General features: G+C 59.3%; 22 protein-coding genes and 1 tRNA gene. 14 read left to right on the top strand and 9 right to left on the bottom strand.

The window, feature by feature from the left end; translation table 11 throughout:
• Window positions 1–49: 49 nt before the first annotated feature.
• Window positions 50–2,038, bottom strand: coding sequence for a U32 family peptidase (locus tag K3819_RS13265; protein ID WP_108561544.1), 1,989 nt, complete (start codon window positions 2,036–2,038; stop codon window positions 50–52).
• 233 nt (window positions 2,039–2,271) lie between these two features.
• Between K3819_RS13265 and K3819_RS13260 the strand changes: the two genes are divergently transcribed.
• A complete protein-coding gene (locus K3819_RS13260) occupies window positions 2,272–2,751 on the top strand; it encodes a hypothetical protein (RefSeq protein WP_064595846.1) in 480 nt (159 codons plus the stop codon).
• Window positions 2,752–2,908: 157 nt separating this feature from the next.
• Here the strand turns inward: K3819_RS13260 and K3819_RS13255 are convergent, their stop codons facing one another.
• The 3 genes from K3819_RS13255 to K3819_RS13245 form a co-directional block, all read right to left on the bottom strand.
• Complete coding sequence (locus K3819_RS13255; protein WP_085611850.1) at window positions 2,909–3,289, bottom strand: RidA family protein; 381 nt, start codon at window positions 3,287–3,289, stop codon at window positions 2,909–2,911.
• A gap of 101 nt (window positions 3,290–3,390) precedes the next feature.
• On the bottom strand, window positions 3,391–4,122 hold the full coding sequence (locus tag K3819_RS13250) for a DUF72 domain-containing protein (RefSeq protein WP_221399506.1): 732 nt from the start codon (window positions 4,120–4,122) through the stop codon (window positions 3,391–3,393).
• Window positions 4,119–4,550 carry a DNA methylase gene (locus tag K3819_RS13245; protein WP_085611852.1) on the bottom strand — a complete coding sequence of 144 codons (432 nt, stop codon included), beginning with the start codon at window positions 4,548–4,550 and terminating at the stop codon, window positions 4,119–4,121. The genes K3819_RS13250 and K3819_RS13245 overlap by 4 nt, the downstream gene beginning before the upstream one ends.
• Before the next feature lie 451 nt (window positions 4,551–5,001).
• On the opposite strand from K3819_RS13245, the gene K3819_RS13240 reads away from it, so the two are divergent.
• On the top strand, window positions 5,002–5,385 hold the full coding sequence (locus K3819_RS13240) for a DUF6124 family protein (RefSeq protein ID WP_221399505.1): 384 nt from the start codon (window positions 5,002–5,004) through the stop codon (window positions 5,383–5,385).
• Window positions 5,386–5,941: 556 nt separating this feature from the next.
• On the top strand, window positions 5,942–6,637 hold the full coding sequence (locus K3819_RS13230) for a transposase (protein ID WP_221399504.1): 696 nt from the start codon (window positions 5,942–5,944) through the stop codon (window positions 6,635–6,637).
• 297 nt (window positions 6,638–6,934) lie between these two features.
• Here K3819_RS13230 and K3819_RS13225 read toward each other — a convergent pair whose 3' ends face one another.
• Window positions 6,935–7,273: a hypothetical protein gene (locus K3819_RS13225; RefSeq protein WP_221399503.1), complete on the bottom strand. Its 339-nt coding sequence runs from the start codon at window positions 7,271–7,273 to the stop codon at window positions 6,935–6,937.
• Between the two features lie 434 nt (window positions 7,274–7,707).
• Between K3819_RS13225 and K3819_RS13220 the strand changes: the two genes are divergently transcribed.
• Window positions 7,708–9,384, top strand: coding sequence for an MFS transporter (locus K3819_RS13220; RefSeq protein WP_041475232.1), 1,677 nt, complete (start codon window positions 7,708–7,710; stop codon window positions 9,382–9,384).
• 172 nt (window positions 9,385–9,556) lie between these two features.
• Window positions 9,557–10,477, top strand: coding sequence for an AraC family transcriptional regulator (locus tag K3819_RS13215; protein ID WP_409348346.1), 921 nt, complete (start codon window positions 9,557–9,559; stop codon window positions 10,475–10,477).
• 45 nt (window positions 10,478–10,522) lie between these two features.
• On the opposite strand, the gene K3819_RS13210 is transcribed toward K3819_RS13215, so the two are convergent.
• A complete protein-coding gene (locus K3819_RS13210; protein ID WP_221399501.1) occupies window positions 10,523–12,433 on the bottom strand; it encodes a tyrosine-protein phosphatase in 1,911 nt (636 codons plus the stop codon).
• A gap of 224 nt (window positions 12,434–12,657) precedes the next feature.
• Here K3819_RS13210 and K3819_RS13205 point away from each other — a divergent pair, with 224 nt between their 5' ends.
• From K3819_RS13205 to K3819_RS13195, 3 genes are read left to right on the top strand one after another with little or no spacing between them, the layout of a single operon-like run.
• On the top strand, window positions 12,658–12,912 hold the full coding sequence (locus tag K3819_RS13205) for a DUF4880 domain-containing protein (RefSeq protein ID WP_221399500.1): 255 nt from the start codon (window positions 12,658–12,660) through the stop codon (window positions 12,910–12,912).
• A gap of 55 nt (window positions 12,913–12,967) precedes the next feature.
• Entirely contained in the window at window positions 12,968–13,462 is a 495-nt protein-coding gene (locus K3819_RS13200; RefSeq protein WP_221399499.1) for a PaaI family thioesterase, read from the top strand.
• A gap of 24 nt (window positions 13,463–13,486) precedes the next feature.
• Window positions 13,487–13,894 (top strand): RidA family protein, encoded by a 408-nt coding sequence (locus tag K3819_RS13195; RefSeq protein ID WP_085611859.1) that lies wholly within the window; start codon window positions 13,487–13,489, stop codon window positions 13,892–13,894.
• A gap of 11 nt (window positions 13,895–13,905) precedes the next feature.
• Here the strand turns inward: K3819_RS13195 and K3819_RS13190 are convergent, their stop codons facing one another.
• Window positions 13,906–14,868: a LysR family transcriptional regulator gene (locus K3819_RS13190; RefSeq protein ID WP_221399498.1), complete on the bottom strand. Its 963-nt coding sequence runs from the start codon at window positions 14,866–14,868 to the stop codon at window positions 13,906–13,908.
• Between the two features lie 134 nt (window positions 14,869–15,002).
• On the opposite strand from K3819_RS13190, the gene K3819_RS13185 reads away from it, so the two are divergent.
• The 3 genes from K3819_RS13185 (at window position 15,003) to leuD (ending at window position 17,575) form a co-directional block, all read left to right on the top strand.
• Window positions 15,003–15,419, top strand: coding sequence for a RidA family protein (locus K3819_RS13185; protein ID WP_085611861.1), 417 nt, complete (start codon window positions 15,003–15,005; stop codon window positions 15,417–15,419).
• A gap of 122 nt (window positions 15,420–15,541) precedes the next feature.
• A complete protein-coding gene (gene leuC / locus K3819_RS13180) occupies window positions 15,542–16,963 on the top strand; it encodes a 3-isopropylmalate dehydratase large subunit (RefSeq protein ID WP_221399497.1) in 1,422 nt (473 codons plus the stop codon).
• A gap of 3 nt (window positions 16,964–16,966) precedes the next feature.
• Entirely contained in the window at window positions 16,967–17,575 is a 609-nt protein-coding gene (leuD, locus tag K3819_RS13175; protein WP_221399496.1) for a 3-isopropylmalate dehydratase small subunit, read from the top strand.
• Window positions 17,576–17,613: 38 nt separating this feature from the next.
• Here leuD and K3819_RS13170 read toward each other — a convergent pair whose 3' ends face one another.
• Window positions 17,614–18,531: a LysR substrate-binding domain-containing protein gene (locus K3819_RS13170; protein WP_221399495.1), complete on the bottom strand. Its 918-nt coding sequence runs from the start codon at window positions 18,529–18,531 to the stop codon at window positions 17,614–17,616.
• 131 nt (window positions 18,532–18,662) lie between these two features.
• Here K3819_RS13170 and K3819_RS13165 point away from each other — a divergent pair, with 131 nt between their 5' ends.
• From K3819_RS13165 to K3819_RS13155, 3 genes are all read left to right on the top strand, one after another.
• Window positions 18,663–20,000 (top strand): 2-hydroxycarboxylate transporter family protein, encoded by a 1,338-nt coding sequence (locus K3819_RS13165; protein WP_064595813.1) that lies wholly within the window; start codon window positions 18,663–18,665, stop codon window positions 19,998–20,000.
• A 139-nt stretch (window positions 20,001–20,139) separates the two neighbouring features.
• Window positions 20,140–20,346: a hypothetical protein gene (locus K3819_RS13160; protein ID WP_221399494.1), complete on the top strand. Its 207-nt coding sequence runs from the start codon at window positions 20,140–20,142 to the stop codon at window positions 20,344–20,346.
• 228 nt (window positions 20,347–20,574) lie between these two features.
• Window positions 20,575–20,649: transfer RNA gene (locus K3819_RS13155), tRNA-Gln, on the top strand.
• 51 nt (window positions 20,650–20,700) lie between these two features.
• Here K3819_RS13155 and K3819_RS13150 read toward each other — a convergent pair.
• Window positions 20,701–21,093 (bottom strand): DUF1801 domain-containing protein, encoded by a 393-nt coding sequence (locus K3819_RS13150; RefSeq protein WP_221399688.1) that lies wholly within the window; start codon window positions 21,091–21,093, stop codon window positions 20,701–20,703.
• Between the last annotated feature and the right edge of the window lie 8 nt (window positions 21,094–21,101).

Genomic DNA, 21,101 nt, shown 5'->3' with positions numbered 1-21,101 from the left:
GCATAAAAAAACCGGTGACTTTCGTCACCGGTTTTTTATTGCCTGCTAATCAGTGCGGCGCGCGCGGGATCGTTTTCATCAGATCCTCAGGGCTGATATGCCCCACCACGCTGCCCGGCTGCGGCAGATTCAGGATGTGGCCCTTCATCTTGCCGATCACGTGCATCTCGCACGGCTTGCAGTCGAACTTCAGGGTCAGCACTTCATCGCCGTGAATCAGCTGCATCGGCGCGACTTTGGTCTTCACGCCGGTCACGCCTTTGGCCTGTTTCGGGCACAGGTTGAAGGAGAACCGCAGGCAGTGCTTGGTGATCATCACCGGCACTTCGCCCGCCTCTTCGTGGGCCTCGTACGCGGCGTCGATCAGCTTCACGCCGTGACGGTGGTAGAAGTCGCGAGCCTTCTGGTTGTAGACGTTGGCCAGGAACGACAGGTGCGCTTCCGGGTACACCGGCGGTGGCGTGGTCTCGGCCTTGCGCGAACCGCGCGGATGAGCGGCAACGCGCGCGGCAGTCAGCGCTTCGATCACTTCACGGCGCAACGACTTGAGCTGCGAGTTCGGGATGAAGAACGCTTGCGGCGCATCCAGTTTGATCGAGGTCGCGTGGTACTCGGTGGTGCCGAGCTGGCCGAGCAGGTCATGCAAGGTCTCCAGCGCCTGTTCCGGTTTGTTGGCGACGCCGAACGGGCCTTCCAGCGCGACGCTGGCGCTGATGCCCTCTTCGCTGGTCACGGTCAGTTCCAGACGCTCTTCACGCAGCTTCGCCAGCCAGCTCACGCCGATACGACGCTCGGCAGAAGTCTTGAGCAAGGCCTGCTGCCAGTTGTGGTCGAGGTTGCGGTTCAGTGGGTGGTTCGGGCGCAGCTTGTACAGGCCTTCCGGCATTTCGTTCGGCTCGACGCGGTAGCGGTAGCGCTTCTCGCCTTCTTCCTCGAACTCGCCCTTGGCTTCGGCGATGTTGGCGCGGAACCCCACCACTTCGCGCTTGACCAGCACGTTGAGGCCGTCGCCGTTGGACAGCGGCTCGTGGGTGATGACCTGCATGTCACGCTTGCCGACTTTCTCGACCACGCCCACCGCCAGACCGGTGAAGGTCGGCGAATCGAACGCGCCGATGTCGATCTTGCGCTCGCTGACGAAGTAGTCGGTGCTGCCACGGTGGAAGGTCTTTTCCGGGTCCGGCATGAAGAAATGCGCGGTGCGGCCGCTGGAGGCGCGGGCCAGGTCCGGACGGTCGTTGAGCACGTCGTCCAGGCGCTGGCGGTAATAGGCGGTGATGTTCTTCACATAACCCATGTCCTTGTAGCGACCTTCGATCTTGAACGAACGCACACCGGCCTCGACCAGTGCGCGGATGTTGGCGCTCTGGTTGTTGTCTTTCATCGACAACAGGTGTTTTTCGTAGGCGATCACGCCACCCTTCTCGTCTTTGAGGGTGTACGGCAGACGGCAGGCCTGGGAGCAGTCGCCACGGTTGGCACTGCGCCCGGTCTGCGCGTGGGAAATGTTGCACTGACCGGAGAACGCCACGCACAACGCGCCGTGAATGAAGAACTCGATGGCGGCATCGGTTTCATCGGCGATCGCGCGGATTTCCTTGAGGTTCAGTTCACGGGCCAGAACCAGTTGCGAGAAACCGGCCTGATCGAGGAACTTGGCCCGCTCGAGGGTACGGATGTCGGTCTGGGTGCTGGCGTGCAGCTCGATGGGTGGAATGTCCAGCTCCATCACGCCCAGGTCCTGAACGATCAGCGCATCGACGCCGGCGTCGTACAACTGATGGATCAGCTTGCGCGCCGGCTCCAGTTCGTTGTCGTGCAGGATGGTGTTGATGGTGGTGAAGATGCGCGCGTGGTAGCGACGGGCAAATTCCACCAGTTCGGCGATTTCGCTCACCTCGTTGCACGCGTTATGGCGCGCACCGAAGCTCGGGCCGCCGATGTACACCGCGTCGGCGCCATGCAGGATGGCCTCGCGGGCGATGGCCACGTCACGGGCGGGGCTGAGCAGTTCCAGGTGATGTTTGGGCAAGGACATATGTTTTTTTAGTCAGGCTGTCACGGTCGAGGCGCGCATTGTACCTGCGAACGGCCTGACCGGCACCCATGGGGCGATGTGATGCATAAAGTCACTAGCACAGTTTCGGCAATGGCATAACTGTAAGTTCTGTCAGTTGTTGGGTCGGCTTATATGAAGCACTCTTTTCGCCAGGTATTCCAGCGTATTGCAGTGCCTTTTCCATTTTCGATTCATAAAAAAGGATTTCGATAATGAACACTGAAATTTACAAAGCATTAAATATTAATGAAAAAGACATGACGGCCGGTGATGCACATTCAGTAATGAACAATTATTGCGAGGCAACGTTCAGTCCACCCATTCCGGGCGTAGGGGAAAAGTTTTCAGCTGGCACATTCATCTATGCTTCGTTAGTTCCAGAATTTTTAAGTGTCCTGGGTCGTAGCCTGCCAACTGAGGAACACGTACAGCTCGGGCTCATAATCCCCAAAACGCTGGAAGACGGTACATACAGAATAGAGCGCGAAGGTACTGGCGTTGTATCGGGCCACCTAACAGCAGGCTTTTATAATGTGTCGGGTTTTAAGGGTAAGGTTACGTTCAAAAGAGACAGGATCAGCAACACTATTGAAGCGAATTTTGAAATGTATGTTATTTATGAAGGCGTCGAATACCATGTGAAAAACGCACAACTTTTTCTAAATGCCACCGGCCCACTGGACGATAAATAGCCTTAATAGAAAGTTCGAAGCGCAGCCAGGCTCGGAGCGGCCGTATTGGCTGCGCTGGTCTGTAGGGAAGTTTGCCCGTAAAAACGCCGGCACAATACAGCAGCAATGAATGACTGACTTGGAACACCTGCTCCTGCGGGGAGCAGCTGTGCTGAAGTCAGGCCTTGGCGGCCATCGCAGTCACTTCCACCTTCATCCCCTCAACCGCCAGCGCCGCCACGCCCACCGCCGCACGCACCGGCCATGGCTTGGCGAAGTAGCGCTTGTACACCTCGTTGAACGCAGCGCGATCAGCCATATCGGTCAGGTAGATGGTCAAGTGCAGCACGCGATCCATTGAGCTGCCGGCCTTTTCCAGCGCCACTTTCAGCGCCTGCAACGTGCATTCGCTTTGCGCGATGATGTCGCCCAGTTCCAGGCTGCCGTCGGTACGGGTCGGAATCTGGGTCGACATCAGGATGCCGTTGAATTCGGTCACGTCCGAAGAGATCGAGTCTGCATCCGGGTCCGGGGTGTAAGTGATGTCTTGGTTGGCCATGGGAAAGTCCTTCGCTGGCAGTGAGGACGGCGCCATCGCGCGCCGTTTCGGGCGGCCAGTTTACAGACCCGGTCGGCGGTGGGAAGTCCCGACGCGGTGTGTCAGCCCTGCGCCAGTATCCGCCGCAGTTCCAGCGCATTGCCGAGTGCCGCGCCGCTGGCGGTGTTGTCGAAAATGCACCAAGTGTCGACGCCGTCGACAGCCGCCACCTGCAAATCGCCGGCGAGCGTTTCCAGATACGCCGAGTCGTAGGGGCTGTGATAAATCCGTGGCGAACCGTGCAGCCGCCAGTAGCGCACGCCCGGCCAGCCGCACGGAGCCGTGTCGGTGCTGATTCGCGAGGGATCGACCACCGCTTGCGCGATGCGATACGCCATCAACAACAGTTCGGCGGCGGTCCAGGATTCGTGGCGCGGCTCCAGCACCACGGCCCCGGAATAGCGCTGGCGCAAGCCGATGAAAAACGCCTCGGCAACCGCTTCGTCAAACGCCAGCGACGGTGGCAACTGCAGCAGCAGGCAACCCAGGCGATCACCCAGTCCCGAACACTGCTCGAGAAAGGCGTCGAGCTCAGGTTCACAGTCCCGCAGGCGTCGCTCATGGCTGATCGATTTCGGTATCTTCACGCAGAAGCGAAATCCGTCCGCCACCGACTCGGCCCAACGGGCATAGGTTTGCAGTTTGTGCGGACGGTAGAAGGAGCTGTTGATTTCCACGCCATTGAGCAGCGCGGCGTAACGTTGCAGATGAGTGCCCTGCTCCGGGAAGGCCGGCCAGTGCTGCCGGGGCAGGCTCCAGCCGGCGCAACCGATGAAGATCGACGACACACTCAAAACAGCACCTTGCCCGCTTCACGCATGAAGATTTCCACGGTTTTCGGGCCGATGCCGTCGAAGGCTTGCAAACGCTTTTCGAAGTCTTGGCGGTCAGCGCTCGCCTCGACCATGTTCATCACCCGACCGGCGTACTCGTCATTCAGTTTGGCGGCCAGGGCCAGCAAGCGTTCGGCGGTGGTTTCGTCGTAGCGCACGTAATGCGCCTGGCCGAGCATCCGCACCAGTTCGCGGTGGGTGCAGTGGGCGAGTTTGCGCGGGGTGTCACGCTGGTGCTGTTCAACGATCACTCGGTAGGCTTCGGCGGCGATGTCGGCCTGTATTCGTTTGCCCATCAGGAAACTGGCGAGCAGCCATTTGAACAGCGCTGATTCGTTCAGCGGATGCAGGTCGATGTGCAAGTCTTCGGCGTTGATGGTTTTGGTCATGCAGCTTTTGAGCGAGGGGCGGCGTGATGAGTGCGGGGCTGGCGACGAATGGTTTTGGGGCTTAACGCGTCAGGTTTCTCCTCGTCGGGCGATGATCGATAAACAGGTTTGAATCACGCCGTTTAAAGACATGTCGGAATGCTTCCGGATGCCTACAAATCCTTGCGCCAGAGCCTACCGCTACGCCAGAATCCGCCGGCTTGTGCGCCTTGGGGTCGGCCGGTAACTTGGATCGGGTCACTGATTTCCAGTGATCGGGTTTAGCAGCCCGGTTCATCTACCACGGTTGCACATCTCACCTTGTCAGGTTTTTACCTGCATTTTGCGGTGGCTGTGCGCATGGCACCTTCGGGTGCGCCGGGTTTGGTGATGACCGGTCTGCTAACTTGCGCACAGCTGCCACCTTCCGTTTAGCAGCGAGACGGTTGCAGCCTCAACGAGGCACATCACCATGTTCAAAGTAACGCCGAATCCTCCGGTCACCGAACCGTCCAGCATCACCGACCCAACATCCCCCTACGAATGCCCTGACTCCAAAAAATTCAACGAAGCCGCCGAACGCGCCCTCAACTACTACCTCGGCCCGCCCGCCCCCTACATAATGGCCGCGCCCTACGTTCCCAACCGCCTCTACCAGGCCAACCCGGCCAGCAACACCGAATCCCTGCTCGCCGACGCCGTCGAAACTCTCGGCTCGGCCAACGTCATGCTCAACAACCTCGTCGACGCCCTCGAAGGCCCCCACCGCAAAACCGCACAAGGCATCGCACAGATCGTGATGCTGGCGGAACTGGCGGTGAATCAGGTGCTGGATAACGTTGTTCCGACGGAATAAATCACTCCGGTGCTAAATTTCGCTAGGACTTAAAACCCAATGGGGATGATGGCGTAAATTCGTCCCCTTTTTCTCGCTCCTCAAGACAAGTCAAGAACCGCCTCACTTCCAATATCATAACTCTGCAAAGATCTTGAGTTTTCGAGAACTCGCCCCCCAAACCTTAACTACTTATTATCAAAAGACACCGCCTCGACCTTTTTTTATCTTTGCCTTTACATATTCAATCTGATCAGATGGCTCAACCTCAAGCGTGATTCGATTACTCGATTCAACTCGGACAAAAATGATCGGAGCAAAAAGGGGACAGATTTATTTTCCACCCCTTTGGCAGTCAAAGTATCAACATAAACAGCCACAACCGCACCTGATAGAAATGACAGCTTTTAATACTAATTTAGAACAACCAAGCTTCTGAATAACCATAAAAGGTAACGGATACAGACTTATTTAATCCGCCCCAGCCCACGCGGATACATTCTCTGACACATCCCGCCTGTCTCCGCCTCGCCATCTTCTAAACTTCATCCGTCAAAACAAGGACGTAAGAAGACTCATGCCCAGAACCGGACGCATCGTGCTAGCGAACTACCCGCATCACATCGTGCAGCGCGGCCACAACAGGCAGGTCGTTTTCGCAGAGCCAGCGGACTTCGAGCGCTACCTCTCTGACCTGCGAGAACTCAAGGAGGCACTGGGTATAAAAGTTTATGCCTACTGCCTGATGACCAATCATGTCCACCTGCTTCTCGCCCCAGGAGAAGCAACGTCCAACCTTGGACAGCTTATGAAAGCGCTCGCCGCACGGATGACGCGGTATCGCAACAAGGTTGAGGGGCGGACTGGCACGCTATGGGAAAGTCGCTACAAATCCAGCGTTGTCCAATCCGACACCTATCTATTGGCTTGCAGTCGCTATATCGAGTTAAACCCGATGCGAGCCCAAATGGTGGAGCGTGCAGAAGACTACCCCTGGTCAAGTTTCGCTCTGCGCCTGAACGATTTTTCAGAAAGCACCTGGCTGGACAAAAATCCTTGTTTCCTGGAGTTAGGACCTGACGATGCCACCCGGCGTGAGCGCTATAAGTCGTTTGTTGGAATGGCTACACCCACCAATGAATTGCATCTCATCAGGGGAGCGCTGCAGCGCGGCCAACTGACTGGCAACATGAGATTCGTCGATGAAATCGAACAAATCACCGGAAGACGCATTGAATTAAGAGATAGAGGACGGCCAGAGAAAAGTACTTAACGTCTAAAGGGGACGATTAAATAAATCTGTCCCCTTTTGATTGTCCCCTTTTGATTATTAAATCGTTTGTCGAGATGCCCCCTCCCTCAAATGAATTACAACTCATAAGAGCTGCGCTTCAGCGTGGCCAACTGACTGGCAACATGAAATTCTTCGATGAATTCGAGAAAATCACCGGAAGACGTATTCTTTTCAGAGAATAAGGGCGACCAGAGAAAACAACTTAACATCAAAAGGGGAAAATTAAACAACCCCCTTTTGATTCCCTTTTAATTTTTTGATTTTAACTTTGGCTCGTTAACACGAGCCCACCTTCAGAGCACCATTACAATTATTAAGACCAGGCACACTTTTAAGTGGAATTACTGCAGCAGGAAGTGCATTTACACTATCAGGAGACTTGGACAAGGCGTCATTATAAACAATGCTCTGAGTACCACTTGATTTAGGACAGTAACCTTTGAACACGCAGGACTCACCGCTGCGTGTAATGTCGTTGGAAAAAAACTTACAAGATTGACTGGCTTTACTGCTACCCCATGCTGCCTCACACTCAGGATCTGCAGCAAAAACGCTTTGACCAGTTAAAACCAACGAGAGGAGCGCCGTGCACCCGAGCAGCTTAGAAATTTTCATATCCTTATCCTTCAAGAGCAAAGTTAATATCCAGCGACCAAGGGAGAAATATTCATTCTTACCCCAGCCATTTTTTTAGCCATTAACAATCCAGGCCCGTCCTATACTTACGCTTGCAGTTCAAAAAGAACACTGTCAGAAATACCAGTCTTTTATATTCTTTTGCAATTTTGCTCATCGCTTTTTCTTCTTTAACTCGCATGCAGTTTCCCCGAATCAACTATCTGATCTCCGCCACGACCCACACCCAGCCTCCCCCAACTGGATATCCCCCCAATCCCAATTATGCTCAATGAAACCCCGCCCTCCCGCGCGGGGCGGTGATTCTGTGCACGCTCCACGAAATACCTGAACCGGCATCCGCCACAGGCCTTGGGTACGCGACGTTGATGAAGTGCTCCGGCCTACAAAAACAAGCACGACGGAGAACACCCATGGCAGTACTCGACAGCATGTCCACAGGCAGTGCCCCGCACCACAGCGTCAGCCGGGAGGAGCGCAAGGTCATCTTTGCGTCGTCGCTCGGCACGGTGTTCGAGTGGTACGACTTTTACCTCTACGGCTCCCTGGCGGCGATCATCGCCAAGCACTTCTTTGCCGGGGTGAACGAGACCACGGCGTTCATCTTCGCCCTGCTCGCCTTCGCCGCCGGTTTTGCGGTGCGGCCGTTCGGGGCGATTGTGTTCGGGCGACTGGGCGACATGATCGGGCGCAAGCACACGTTTCTGATCACGATTGTGATCATGGGTGTGTCGACGGCGATTGTGGGTTTCCTGCCCGGTTACGCGACCATCGGGGTCGCGGCGCCGATCATTCTGATTACCCTGCGTTTGCTGCAAGGCCTGGCGCTGGGCGGCGAGTACGGCGGCGCGGCAACCTATGTGGCCGAGCATGCGCCGAAGGGCAAACGCGGCTATTTCACTTCCTGGATTCAGACCACCGCGACCCTGGGCCTGTTTATGTCGTTGCTGGTGATCCTCGCCTGCCGCACCGCGCTGGGCACCGAAGCGTTCGAGGCCTGGGGCTGGCGGATTCCGTTCCTGCTGTCGATCCTGCTGCTGGCGGTCTCGGTGTACATCCGGCTGCAACTGAACGAGTCGCCGGTGTTCAAGAAAATGAAGGAAGAAGGCAAGTCGTCGAAAGCCCCACTGACCGAGTCCTTCGCCCGTTGGGACAACCTGAAAATCGTGATCATGGCCCTGCTCGGCGGCACCGCCGGGCAAGCGGTGGTCTGGTACACCGGGCAGTTCTACGCGCTGTTTTTCCTGCTGCAAACCCTGAAGATCGACCCGCAGACCGCGAACCTGCTGATCGCCGGTTCGCTGCTGATCGGTACGCCGTTCTTCGTGATTTTCGGCAGCCTGTCCGACCGCATCGGGCGCAAGGGCATCATCATGGCCGGGTGCATTCTGGCGGCGGTGACCTACTTCCCGATCTTCCATGCGCTGACCCAGTACGGTAACCCCGACGTGTTCGTGGCCCAGGAGAAGAACCCGGTCAAAGTGATCGCCAACCCCGACCAGTGCTCGTTCCAGTTCGATCCGGTGGGCAAGGCCAAATTCACCAGCTCGTGCGATCTGGCGAAAACCATCCTGGCGAAACGGGCGATCCCGTACGAAAACGTGGTGGCGGAACCGGGCACCGTGGCCCAGGTGCGTATCGGCGACAAAGTCATCGAAAGCTTCGAAGGCACGACCCTGCCGGCCGCTGACTTCAAGACCCGTAACGACGCCTTCACCGCCAGCCTCGGCGCCGCGCTGAAAGAAGCCGGTTACCCGGAAAAAGCCGACCCGGCCAAGACCAATTACCCGATGGTGCTGCTCCTGCTGACCGTTCTGGTGATCTACGTGACCATGGTCTACGGTCCGATTGCCGCGTGGCTGGTCGAGCTGTTCCCGGCGCGCATCCGCTACACCTCGATGTCGCTGCCGTACCACATCGGCAACGGCTGGTTCGGCGGGTTCCTGCCGACCGTGGCGTTTGCGATGGTTGCGGCCACCGGGGATATCTACTACGGCTTGTGGTACCCGATCGTGATTGCGGTGATGACGGCTATTCTCGGGATCTTCTTCATGCCGGAGACCAAGGATCGCGATATTCATCACACCTGACCCAACCTCGCCGGATGCTGTGCGTGGCGTTCACGTACAGCATCCGGCGTTGTCACATCAGCGTCATTCTCCCTTGGTAACGTCCTCGCGCCCCTATGCCCCGACCACCAAGGTGAACCTCCCGGTGTACTCAAGCCCGACACGCCAGACCCTAATCCTGCGATCCGACAACATGGCCAGTGACGACTTCGGCGCCCTGTTCTCGCGAATGTTCGGCAACCGTTATGGCGACACACCACCGCCGCCCAAAGACATCATCATTGGCGGCGTTTACGGGCGGTACGAAGGCGTGAGTTTCCGGCGCATGCATTACCGGGGCGATTTCACCGTCGCCTTCCCCGAGCCGTTCGATGAAATCACCTTCGTCATTCCCACCGCCGGCAAGATCGTTTTCAACCATGAATCTGTCGGGCTGTGCGATGTGGGGCTGGCCATCGACAAGGCTGAGCTGCGTTCGATGCGTTTTATCGACAATCATGCCCAGCACGGCATGTCGATCAGCCGTGCGGCGCTCACCGAACGGCTGTCGACCCTGCTGGGCAAACCGATCGTGCACAAGCTGCATTTCGAGCCGAGGGTGGATCTGAACAGCCCGGCGTTTCAGGGCATTCGCGCGCTGATTGATCTGGCCACCGGCACCGAGTTCGATCTGCTGCTGAACGCCGGTTCGCTGATGCCGTCACGGCTGCGGGAGATGCTGGTGGACGCGGTATTGGAGGCCTGGCCGCACAACTTCAGCCAGGTCCTGCGTCGTCCAGAGGCGTTGATTGCGCCGAGGCATGTGCGGCAGGCGATCGATTACATTCAGGCGCATCCCGAGATTCAGGTCAGTGGCACGGATCTGGCGCGGCTGGCGAACGTCAGCCTGCGCGCGCTGCAAGAGGGTTTTCGGCGGTTTGCCGGGACGTCGATTGTCGGGTATCAGCGGCAGGTGCGGCTGGAGCGTGCTTACGAAACATTGCGCCAGGGCACTCCTGCCTCGGTGACCGAAGTGGCGCTGCGATTGGGCTTCAGCAATGTCGGCCGGTTCAGCCAGTACTTCCTGAGTGCCTACGGCGTGAGCCCGGCTGATGTGCGAAAGGGACTGCGTTAGCACAGCAGACCATTGTGGGAGCGAGCAGGCTCGCCCCCACAGTTTTTAGAACTGATAACTGGCCTTGAGCGCGCCACTGAAACCGTGGCTGTCGCCCCCACCGCTGGCACCGACTTCAGCGCCCAGGCTCAAAGCACCGAGATTGGCCATCAGGTTGACGCCCCCGCTGAACTGATCGCGGTTATCGAACGCCGCGCGTTGCTCGATATCCAGCCCCAGCAGATGGCCCTCGCTGTCGACCTGATGATCGCCGAGCACATGCTCGTAACCAACGCGCATGCCCGGCACCAGTTGCCACGCGCCCATGGGCATCGGGGCAAACGAGACGTCGAGATTGGCCACCGCACTGCGGCGGGTTTCCTGAATGTCATCGACATTGAGGGCCAGTTCGCTGCCCTTCTCCTGGAAGCCTGACAGGTCCAGACGACTGACGCGCACGCCAAGGCTTGGCTCCAGAATCACAGTGTTCAGCGGCATGCGATACCCCAGCGCCAATGTGGCGCCGCTGAGATTGCCGTGAGTGTCGCCCTTCGCCGAACCGAGGCCGCCGCCGAGGTCGCGTTTGCTGTCGTAGTCGACGTAACCGGCGCTGATGTTGGCGTCGACAAACAGGCCACGTTCCAGACTGGTGAAACCATAACGGGCACCAAGATTGAAGAACGTGAAATCGGTATCGGCCTCTCCGCCTGCGCCACCCACCGAGCCTTTGCTGTAACCGATCCCGCCACGGGCGCTGAGCTGTTCGGAGAAGCGCTGGGTGACGCCGACCATCAGGCCCTGGCTGTGTTCATTGCTGCTTTGCGCATGGGCCGAACCGTCGGTGCCCAGATAACCGGCGAGCGCGGTGCTCCACAACCGGTACTGGCCGACCTTGAGGTCGGTGCCGCTGGAGAACGGCGCGGCGGCTTGCTCGATCATTGCGTTCTGACGCAGCAGGTAACTGGCCGCATCGGCGTGCACCTGGCCGCCGACCGTGGACTCGACACCGCCCAGAGTGCCGGCGTCGATGGCCGATTGCAGGTAGTAGTTGTAAGCGCTGTAGGTGCCCGACAGGCTGCTGTTCTGTAACTCCTGCAACAGTTGCGCACCGGCCGCGGCGTTGCCGATCAGCCCTGCCTGGCCGGGCAGGCTGTTGTACTCGACCATTTTGCCGCGCAGTACATAAATGGTTTCCTGGGACAGACCCAGCCCCTGCTTGAGGTAGTTGTCCATGCTGCCGTATTGCGCGGTGACCTGATCCAGACCCGCTTGCAGGTAACTGGCTTCGACGCCCAGCAGCGGCGCGTAGATCGCGGCCATGCTCGGCGGCATCATCGCCAGGGTCTTGGCGACCCGTTCGGCGGTGTAGTCGTTGGTCGCCAGGTAATTGCTCATGATCGTGGCGTTATCGACGCCGGCGATGCTCAACAGAACGGCAGCGGTCCAGCCCGTACGGTCCTTGCCGGCGGTGCAATGGAACAGCGCGGCGCCGTCGACACCGGCCAGCTCGTTGAACAGTACGTTGAACTCACCACGCATGCCAGCATCGCTGACAAACGCGCGGTTGGTCTCCTGCATCATCGCAATCGCATCGGCCGCGCTTTTGAACGACACGGTGGTGATGTTCGCGCCGGAGGTGGTGCTGCCGATGATGTCGATATTCTGGTAGATCGCACCGCTTGGCATCGTGTCCGGCGTGCTGGCAATTTCGCTGGGCGTGCGCAGGTCGTACACCGACTTGATCCCCAGGCCATTGAGGGTCGCCAGGTCCGCCGCCGTCGGCGTCAGGGCATTGGAGCGGTAGAACACACCGGCGCGCATTGTGCCGTCATGGGCCGTGGAATAGGCGGTGGTGGTGCCGGCGATATCCCGGAAGTTGTCGATGCCTGCCAGGCGCGGGGTATCGAGGTCAGCCGCCTGGGCGGCAGCAATGGACAGACTCAGCACGGACAGCGAACAAACAAGACGTTGAAACACGGGGCAGCCTCACTGGAAACAGGTTGGGCTGCCCACTATCTGCATTGAAATGTGAGGGAATATGACAAAGCGACGAAGCCCGGAAATCACGGCGCGATCTGTCCATCGGCAGCGTTTTTTGTCCGTTGAACGTTCACTAACCGTTTAAATACTCAAGGTGCTTTGACGTTTTTTTTGCAAGCGGCAACGTAAAATGCCCTCCCCAGCCATCGTGGAAACCGTCAATGACCGACGCAGACGAAGAAATCCTGAACCAGGCAGCGCACTGGTGCCTGCGCCTGCAGGAGGACGATTGCACGCCCGACGAACGCCAGGCGTTTGAGCAGTGGATTCAGCAAAGCCCGCGCCACGCCTTCGAATACGCGAAAATGCTGGAAATCTGGGACATCAGTGAGCAATTGCCGAACCACTCGACGACTCGCAAAAAACTGCTGACCGGTCCACAACGGCCCACGCAAAAGGAGCAATCCTCACGTTGAGCATTCGGGGTTAGAATCCGCGGGGTTCGGCTTACAGTTTAAGGATGATCCCGGCATGGCCACCCCCGACATTTCCCTGCAAGACACCGCCGCCCCCGAGGGCGTCTGCTTCGGCTGCGGCAGCCGCAACCCCCACGGGCTGCACATCAAAAGCTTCTGGCACGAAGACGGCGTACACGTCATGGCCGAACACGTGCCCGAGGCCAAGTACAGCGGCTGGCCGGAGCTGGTCTACGGTGGGTTGATCGCCATGCTGGTCGACTGCCACTCCAACTGGACCGCAATGGCTTATCACTACCGCGCTGAGGGGCGTGAAGCCGAAAGCCTGCCGCACATCAACTGCGTCACCGGCAACCTGGGCATCAAGTTCATCAAACCAACGCCAATGGGCGTGCCGCTGACATTGAAGGCAAAAGTCGAAGGTGAAGTCGGGCGCAAGACCCGGGTGATCTGCGAGGTCTACGCCGGGGATGTGCTGACGGCGGTGGGTGATTCGGTATTCGTGCGGGTGGATACCGAGCAGTTGGCAGCGGCCGCGCACGGTCGCTGAAATCCGTCATTGAAGGAAAACACCATGCCAGATCGCAAAATCATCATCCCCGAATCCATGAAACCCATCGTCGAACGCGCCGGATACGCCCCGGCGGTTCTGGTCGGCGATACGCTTTATTGCGCTGGTCAGGTGGGCCGCACCGCTGATTTGCAAGTCATCGAAGACCCCGAGCAGCAATTCATCCGCGCCTGGGAAAACCTCCACGAAGTGCTGAAGGCCGGTGGCTGCACCTTTAACGATGTGGTGGAGATGACCACCTATCACGTCGACATGAGCCAACACATGCCGGTGTTTCGCGAAGTGAAAAACCGTGTGTTCCCCAAAGGCTTCTGCGCCTGGACCTGCATCGGCGTCAGCGAACTGGCCCATCCGGGGCTGCTGGTGGAAATCAAATGCGTGGCGGTGCCCAGGCGCGCTACCTCTGGGTAACGCCATTCCGCTCACCCTGTTGTTGAACGATGAGCCTGACCTTCTGCTGGCGAACCTGAGCGATCCATGACCGGTGCGTGACGGGCCATCACTTCGGCGATCCAGTCGATGAACACCCGCAACTTGCGGCTGATGTGGCGGTTTGGCGGGTACGCGACGTAGAGCGGCATCGGATCGAGGCGCCAGTCTTCAAACAGCGGCACCAGATCACCGCTCGCCTCGTGTGCTCTGGACATGTACCTGGGCAACCACAACACGCCCAGCCCTGCGAGACCCGCCGACAGATAGGCGTTGCCATCATCGACCGCCAGCACGTGACGACCCTTGATCTGCAAGTCTTCGTGCTCGTTGTGCAGAGCGTACGGCACCGGTTTGCCGGTACGCGCCCAGAGGAAACCGACTACGCGGTGATGGCTGTCTTCCAGCTCACGGGGATGCATCGGGGTGCCGGCGCGGGCCAGGTAACTCGGCGCGGCATATACGCCCAGCTCAAGATCGGCAACCCGCCGGGCCATCAGCGACTGATCCCGCAGCTCCCCGCCACGCACCACGCAATCGACGTTTTCATCGATGATGTCGACGATCCGGTCGCTGACGCCCATGTCGATCTGGATTTCCGGATACCGCGCGTAAAACTCGGGCAGCGCCGGCACCAGAATCAGATTGGCCAGGGGGCTGGGCACATCGACCCGCAAGCGGCCCTTGGGCTGCGATGCCGCACCGGGAAGACTGGTCTCGGCGTCGTCCATGTCCGCCAGCAACTTGATCACCCGCTCGTAATAGGCCGCGCCGTCCGCCGTGGCGTTGACCTTGCGCGTGGTGCGGTTGAGCAACTTGACCCGCAGCCGCGCCTCCAGTTGCTGAATGAGCTGGGTCACGGTGGTCTTGCTCATGTGCAGGGTTTCGGCGGCCTTGGTGAAACTGCCCGCCTCCACCACCCTGGCGAAGGCTTGCATCGCGTCAAAACGGTCCATATCCCACCTCTGATAGCGGCTCGATTGTTTGGGATTTGCAAACAGTGAACGCCAAGGTTGCGCGTTTATCGCGCCGAGGCAAGTCCCTAAAGTTTCTCCATCGCAGGTTTTCAACCCATTGAAGGAGACTCCCCATGACTAACGCCCAGCCAAAACGCGACGTGGTTTTCCCGCCCGGACGCCATGCGCTTTACGAGCGCAATCGGTACTCCCCGGCCGTTCGCTCCAACGGTTTTCTGTTTGTCTCAGGCCAGGTCGGCAGCCTTGAAGACGGCTCGCCGGAACCGGATCTCAAGCAACAGGTGCGACTGGCCTTCACCAACCTCAACGCAATTCTCGGCGCGGCCGGCGCCAGCTTCGATAACGTGGTGGACGTGACGGTGTTCATGGTCGACCCGCAATCGACCTTCGAAACCATCTGGGAAGTGGTCCCCGAATTCTGGGGCGAGGCGCCGCACCCGACGATTACAGCGGTCGGCGTGACCTGGCTGTATGGCTTTCAGTTCGAGATCAAGGTGATTGCCAGGTTGCCGGAGGAGACACGGGCGTAGGTTTGCGGCAATTGCTCACAATCCGTGTTCAACGGCTTCACTGAAGCGCTCTTGATGCCATTTCCGCGATCAATATTCTGTCCTCATATTGTTTTTGCCCCGGTCAGAAAAGAGCGCAAGCCATGCCCAGCCCGAGAACGCTGTACCAGAAGCACATCGACAGTCACACCGTCTGCACCCTCGACGATCAGGGCCACGTGCTGCTTTACATCGATCGCCAGGTCGCCAACGAATACACCAGCCCGCAAGCCTTCAGCGGCCTGCGCGAGGCCGGGCGCACGGTGTGGCGGCCCGGGGCGACGCTGGCGGTGGTCGATCATGTGAACCCCACCGCACCGAAACGCATCGCGACCATGCCCGACGCCGGGGGCGCGCGGCAGGTGTCGTACTTCGAAGAAAACTGCCGCGACTTCGGCATCGAGCTGTTCGATGTGCTGGACAAGCGCCAGGGCATCGAGCACGTCGTGGCGCCGGAACAGGGTTTCATTCTGCCGGGCATGGTGGTCGCGGCCGGTGACAGCCACACCACCACTTACGGCGCGCTGGGCGCCTTCGGTTTCGGCATCGGCACTTCGGAAATCGAGCACCTGCTGGCAACCCAGACGCTGGTCTACAAACGCCTGAAAACCCTGCGGGTGACGGTAAACGGTGAGCTGGGCGCAGGCGTCACCTCCAAGGACATCATCATGACGCTGATCGAAAAGATCGGCGCGTCCGGCGCCACCGGTTACGCCATCGAGTTCACCGGCCCGGCCATCAGCGCCCTCAGCGTCGAGGCGCGCATGACCATCTGCAACATGGCCGTCGAGGCCGGCGCCCGGGGTGCGTTCATGGCGCCGGACGACAAGGTGTTCGCTTACCTGCAACGCAAGCCGCGTGCGCCCAAGGGCAAGGTCTGGGAGCAGGCCATCGAGCGCTGGAAAACCCTGCACAGCGACGAGGGCGCGGTGTTCGATCGCGAAGTCATTCTCGACGTCGCCGAGCTGGAGCCGATGGTGACCTGGGGCACCAGCCCCGATCAGGCCGCGCCGATCAAAGGGCACGTGCCGGATCCGGCCGCCCAGCCCGATCCGATCCTGCGCCAGGGCCTGCAGCGCGCCCTCGACTACATGGGCCTGACACCCGGCATGCCATTGAACGAAGTGACGATCAGCCATGCCTTCATCGGTTCCTGCACCAATGCGCGGATCGAAGATTTGCGTGACGTCGCCCGGGTGGTGCGCGGCAAGCGTGTGGCGGCCCACGTGCGGGCGATGATCGTTCCCGGCTCGACCCTGGTGCGCAATCAGGCCGAGGACGAAGGCCTGGCGCAGATTTTTCTCGACGCCGGTTTCGAATGGCGGCAATCGGGCTGCTCGATGTGTCTGGCGATGAACGACGACGTGCTCGCGCCGGGTGATCGCTGTGCGTCGAGCACCAATCGCAACTTCGAAGGCCGTCAGGGCGCCGGTGCGCGCACCCACCTGATGAGCCCGGCGATGGTCGCCGCCGCCGCCATCAGCGGCCATTTGACTGACGTGCGCAACGTAGCGCTGGAGGCTTGAACCATGCAACCTTTCGACACCGTCAGCGGCAGCGCTGCGCCGTTTCTTGCGTCCAACATCGACACCGACATGATCATGCCCAAGCAGTTTCTCAAGGGCATCGATCGTCAGGGGCTGGATCGCGGGCTGTTCTTCGATCTGCGCTTTCTCGCCTCCGGCGAACCCAACCCGGAATTCGTGCTCAACCAGCCGGCCTGGCAGGACGCGGCGTTTCTGGTGACCGGCCCCAACTTCGGCTGCGGTTCCAGCCGCGAACACGCGGTGTGGGGCTTGAAGCAAGTGGGGATCCGGGCCTTGATCGGCACCACGTTCGCCGGGATTTTCTACGACAACTGCCAGCGTAATGGCGTGTTGGCGATTCAACTGGGCGACGCGCAGTTCAAGCGCGTGGCAGAGATGATCAGCGTCCCGGCGACCGCGCGAATCAGCGTGAACCTGGCACAGCAGACCCTCGAACTGGCGGACGGCACACTGATCACGTTCGAGATCGATCAGTTGCGCAAACAATCGCTGCTGCTGGGACTGGACGCCATCGGCACCACGCTGCAACGCACCGAGCAGATCCGCGCCTTCGAGACACGGCATCTGGCGGACAATCCCTGGCTGGGTTGATGGCAAAAAAAACGGGCGGTTCATTGAACCACCCGTTTTCATTCCACGGACAAATCGCGGAAGTACTCTTCCAGAAACTCCACGCACACCCGCAATTTCGCCGACTCGCTGAGCCGGGTCGGATAGACCGCCCAGACGTTGGCGCTCTGGGTGTAGCCGTCCAGTACCTGCACCAGCCTGCCCTGCTCGAGCATCGGTTTGACGTCCCACATCGAGCGCAACAGAATCCCGCCGCCGCTCAAGGCCCACTCCAGCACGATCTCGCCACTGTTGGAGGACAACGGACCATTCACTCGCACCGTTTCTTCCTGTCCGTCCTTGCTCAGGGTCCAGATACCGAACGCGTTGTTGCGCTCCTTGAGCACCAGACAATCGTGGTCTTTCAGGTCTTCGAGGGACTGCGGCGTGCCCCGGCGTTCGAGGTATTCCGGCGTGGCGCACAGCACGCGCCGGTTGCTCACCAGTTTGCGCGCCAGATGCTGGCCCGGCAGGTCATCGCCGACGAGGATTTCCAGATCGAAGCCCTCGCCCACCAGATCGACCACCCGGTCGAACACGTCCAGCCGGATATCGAGTTTCGGGCAAGCCCGGGATAACTGACTGATCGCCGGCGCCACATGATTGCGGCCAAAACCGAAGCTGCTGCAAATGTGCAGCGACCCCGCTGGCTGGTGTCGGGCCTGGGAAATCTCGCCGAGAAACTGATCGAAATCCCCCAGCAGTTTCTCCGCCCAGATCCGCACCCGCTCGCCATCGTCGGTCAGCGCAATGCGCCGGGTGGTGCGGTGCAGCAGCTTGGTCGCCAGCGTGGTTTCCAGCACCGAGATGCGTTTGCTGACGTAGGCCGGCGAATAGCCCAACTCGTCAGCGGCGCTGGCAAAGCTGTTCTTGCGGATGACGGTGAGGAACACCTTGAGGTCCTCGGGCAAGGGAAATTGGTCACGATTCGTGTTCATAGGCCGCATGCTTCCGCTGTTTATCACGCATTTTGCGAAGGATACCATCGAATCACCGCCTCGCCACCCGAGCCCGGTGCACCGTGGTTTCCCGTCCATCCTCGATAAAAACAATCATGAGGACATGCGTCATGAGCGACTCCCTTGAGCAATCCCTGAACGTCGACGGCCCGCGCGCCGGCGGCTTCATCCAGCGCCTGCGCAGCTATGAGATCGGCGTGATCCCGCTGCCGATCTTCCTCGGCATCGCCGTGATCGTGTTTCTGTCGGCCCACCTCGGCTTTCTGCCGAAGAACATGATCGGCGGACTGGCCGTGATCATGACCATGGGCGTGTTCTTCGGCCAGATGGGCTCGCGTCTGCCGATCCTCAGGGAAATCGGTGGCGGCGCGATCCTGTGCCTGATGTTGCCGTCGGTGCTGGTGTTCTACGGCTTCTTCGGCGCGCCGACGATCGACGCCACAAAAATGCTGATGAAGGAAGCCAACTTCCTGTACTTCGTGATCGCCAGCCTGGTGGTCGGCAGCATCCTGGGCATGAGCCGGTTCATTCTGGTCCAGGGCATGATCCGCATGTTCATCCCCTTGCTGGCCGGCACCCTGGCCGCCGTCGCGAGCGGGCTGATTGTCGGCAAGCTTGCCGGCTACAGCGTCTACCACACGTTCTTTTTCATCATCGTGCCGATCATTGGCGGCGGCATCGGCGAAGGCATCCTGCCGCTGTCCCTGGCCTATTCGGCGATCCTCGGCGGCACGCCGGACATCTACGTCGCGCAACTGGTCCCGGCGGCCGTGGTCGGCAACATTGCAGCGATCATCTGCGCCGGTTACCTGGCACGACTGGCACTGAAACGCCCGGCCATCAACGGTGAAGGCGCACTGATCCGGGCCAGGGCCGAGAACGACAAATTCAAGGTCAAGGAAGAAACCGGCACCAGCATCGACCTGCGGGTCATGGGCGCCGGGGTGCTGGTGATCTGCACTTTCTTCGTCCTCGGTGGCCTGCTGGAAAAGGTCGTCGGGATTCCGGGGCCGGTGATGATGATTCTCGCGGCGGTGCTGTTCAAATACGTGCGCGTGTTGCCGGAGAAACTGGAAAAAGGCGCGCAGTCTTTCTACAAACTGGTTTCCGCCGCTTTCATCTGGCCGGTAATGATTGGCCTGGGCATGCTGTATGTACCGCTCGACAGCGTGGTGAAGGTGTTCTCGATCGGCTATGTGCTGGTGTGCCTGAGCGTCGTGGTGTCGATGACCGTCGCCGGTTTTTTCATTGGCAACCTGATGAAGATGTACCCCATCGAATCGGCTATCGTGACCTGCTGCCACAGCGGTCTGGGCGGCACCGGCGACGTCGCGATCCTGTCGGCCTCGAACCGGATGTCACTGATGCCCTTTGCGCAGATTTCCACCCGGATCGGCGGCGCCTCGACGGTGATTCTGGCGACGCTGTTGCTGGGTTTTGTCGCCTGAACAAATATCGGCTTGTTGCCGGTGAGCTACCGGCGGTTCATCAACCCGGCTCCGCAGTTTTCCGCACGGTTGCCGCTAAAAAACTCGAACTCGCGCCAGAGCGCTGCATCCAACGTTTAAGCCAACGGAGGTCAGCGCCATGAACAACGACAGCAAAGCCCCAGCCACGGATACGTCTGGCAAACCGGTCGATGTGGTGAAACGCGATCTTGAGGATCCGGACGACAAGACCCGCGGCGTGGATGAGGTCATAACGCCCTCGTCGACCCGCACCAAAGAGCAGGACGCTGAGGCGTTGCAACGCAAGGTCGACGAAATCGAACGCAAGGTTGCGGACGGCAACTGATCGGTTCATCGAGGCAGGTCTTGGCCAGGTTTTCGGGCTACAGCGGTCGTGTCGGAATCATGGCGATCGCTGAAAAGCCCGAAAAACCTGGGCGACAATACCGTCCGGGAAATAAGTAGCTGTTTTCCCTGAAATTTATTGGCTTCAGGGGTTCACAGATCGAAAGAGCGCTGGTAAAGTGCCGCCCACTGTTGCAGAGGTCCTCCCGGGACTGAAACCAATAGCTACAGGGGCGTCGCCAAGCGGTAAGGCAGCAGGTTTTGATCCTGCCATGCGTTGGTTCGAATCCAGCCGCCCCTGCCATTTTTTTCCTCGTTTCACCCTCCTGCACTTCACCTCCGCCTCAACGGCAAATCACTTCTTTGAATTCAACGTAATCGCCGAACGCACCAGAGCTTTCAGAGCCTTTGCATCTATTTTGTCGTCTTCGTGAACATCGATCGCCCGCCGGGTATTGCCCTCCAGGCTTGCGTTGAACAGTCCTGACGGATCCTCCAGCGCCGCGCCTTTGGCGAAGGTCATTTTCACCACGGCTTTGTAGGTTTCCCAGGTGCAGATGATGCCGTTGTGCGACCAGACCGGAACGCCGCGCCACTTCCACTCTTCGACGACCTCCGGGTCCGCTTCATGAATGATCGCGCGGATCTCGGCCAGCTTCTGGCCGCGCCAGTCGTTCAGTTCCTTGATTCTTGCGTCGATCAGCACAGAGGGATTCTCGGTCGCCGAGTCGCTGCTCTCCTTTTTCATATTCCTGT

This window comes from Pseudomonas sp. 3-2 (assembly GCF_019710535.1).
Taxonomy (GTDB): Bacteria; Pseudomonadota; Gammaproteobacteria; order Pseudomonadales; family Pseudomonadaceae; genus Aquipseudomonas; species Aquipseudomonas pharyngis.
This window is presented reverse-complemented; position numbering and strand designations above follow the sequence as displayed.

Bases quoted from the DNA above. Each gene is read 5' to 3' on its own strand.
- K3819_RS13160 (WP_221399494.1), top strand. From the start codon at position 20,140: ATGAACAACGACAGCAAAGCCCCAGCCACGGATACGTCTGGCAAACCG.
- K3819_RS13165 (WP_064595813.1), top strand. From the start codon at position 18,663: ATGAGCGACTCCCTTGAGCAATCCCTGAACGTCGACGGCCCGCGCGCC.
- K3819_RS13205 (WP_221399500.1), top strand. From the start codon at position 12,658: ATGACCGACGCAGACGAAGAAATCCTGAACCAGGCAGCGCACTGGTGC.
- K3819_RS13260 (WP_064595846.1), top strand. From the start codon at position 2,272: ATGAACACTGAAATTTACAAAGCATTAAATATTAATGAAAAAGACATG.
- K3819_RS13255 (WP_085611850.1), bottom strand. From the start codon at position 3,289: ATGGCCAACCAAGACATCACTTACACCCCGGACCCGGATGCAGACTCG.
- K3819_RS13220 (WP_041475232.1), top strand. From the start codon at position 7,708: ATGGCAGTACTCGACAGCATGTCCACAGGCAGTGCCCCGCACCACAGC.
- K3819_RS13190 (WP_221399498.1), bottom strand. From the start codon at position 14,868: ATGGACCGTTTTGACGCGATGCAAGCCTTCGCCAGGGTGGTGGAGGCG.
- K3819_RS13225 (WP_221399503.1), bottom strand. From the start codon at position 7,273: ATGAAAATTTCTAAGCTGCTCGGGTGCACGGCGCTCCTCTCGTTGGTT.
- K3819_RS13240 (WP_221399505.1), top strand. From the start codon at position 5,002: ATGTTCAAAGTAACGCCGAATCCTCCGGTCACCGAACCGTCCAGCATC.
- K3819_RS13215 (WP_409348346.1), top strand. From the start codon at position 9,557: ATGGCCAGTGACGACTTCGGCGCCCTGTTCTCGCGAATGTTCGGCAAC.
- K3819_RS13150 (WP_221399688.1), bottom strand. From the start codon at position 21,093: ATGAAAAAGGAGAGCAGCGACTCGGCGACCGAGAATCCCTCTGTGCTG.
- K3819_RS13170 (WP_221399495.1), bottom strand. From the start codon at position 18,531: ATGAACACGAATCGTGACCAATTTCCCTTGCCCGAGGACCTCAAGGTG.
- K3819_RS13200 (WP_221399499.1), top strand. From the start codon at position 12,968: ATGGCCACCCCCGACATTTCCCTGCAAGACACCGCCGCCCCCGAGGGC.
- leuC (WP_221399497.1), top strand. From the start codon at position 15,542: ATGCCCAGCCCGAGAACGCTGTACCAGAAGCACATCGACAGTCACACC.
- K3819_RS13185 (WP_085611861.1), top strand. From the start codon at position 15,003: ATGACTAACGCCCAGCCAAAACGCGACGTGGTTTTCCCGCCCGGACGC.
- K3819_RS13195 (WP_085611859.1), top strand. From the start codon at position 13,487: ATGCCAGATCGCAAAATCATCATCCCCGAATCCATGAAACCCATCGTC.
- leuD (WP_221399496.1), top strand. From the start codon at position 16,967: ATGCAACCTTTCGACACCGTCAGCGGCAGCGCTGCGCCGTTTCTTGCG.
- K3819_RS13245 (WP_085611852.1), bottom strand. From the start codon at position 4,550: ATGACCAAAACCATCAACGCCGAAGACTTGCACATCGACCTGCATCCG.
- K3819_RS13265 (WP_108561544.1), bottom strand. From the start codon at position 2,038: ATGTCCTTGCCCAAACATCACCTGGAACTGCTCAGCCCCGCCCGTGAC.
- K3819_RS13230 (WP_221399504.1), top strand. From the start codon at position 5,942: ATGCCCAGAACCGGACGCATCGTGCTAGCGAACTACCCGCATCACATC.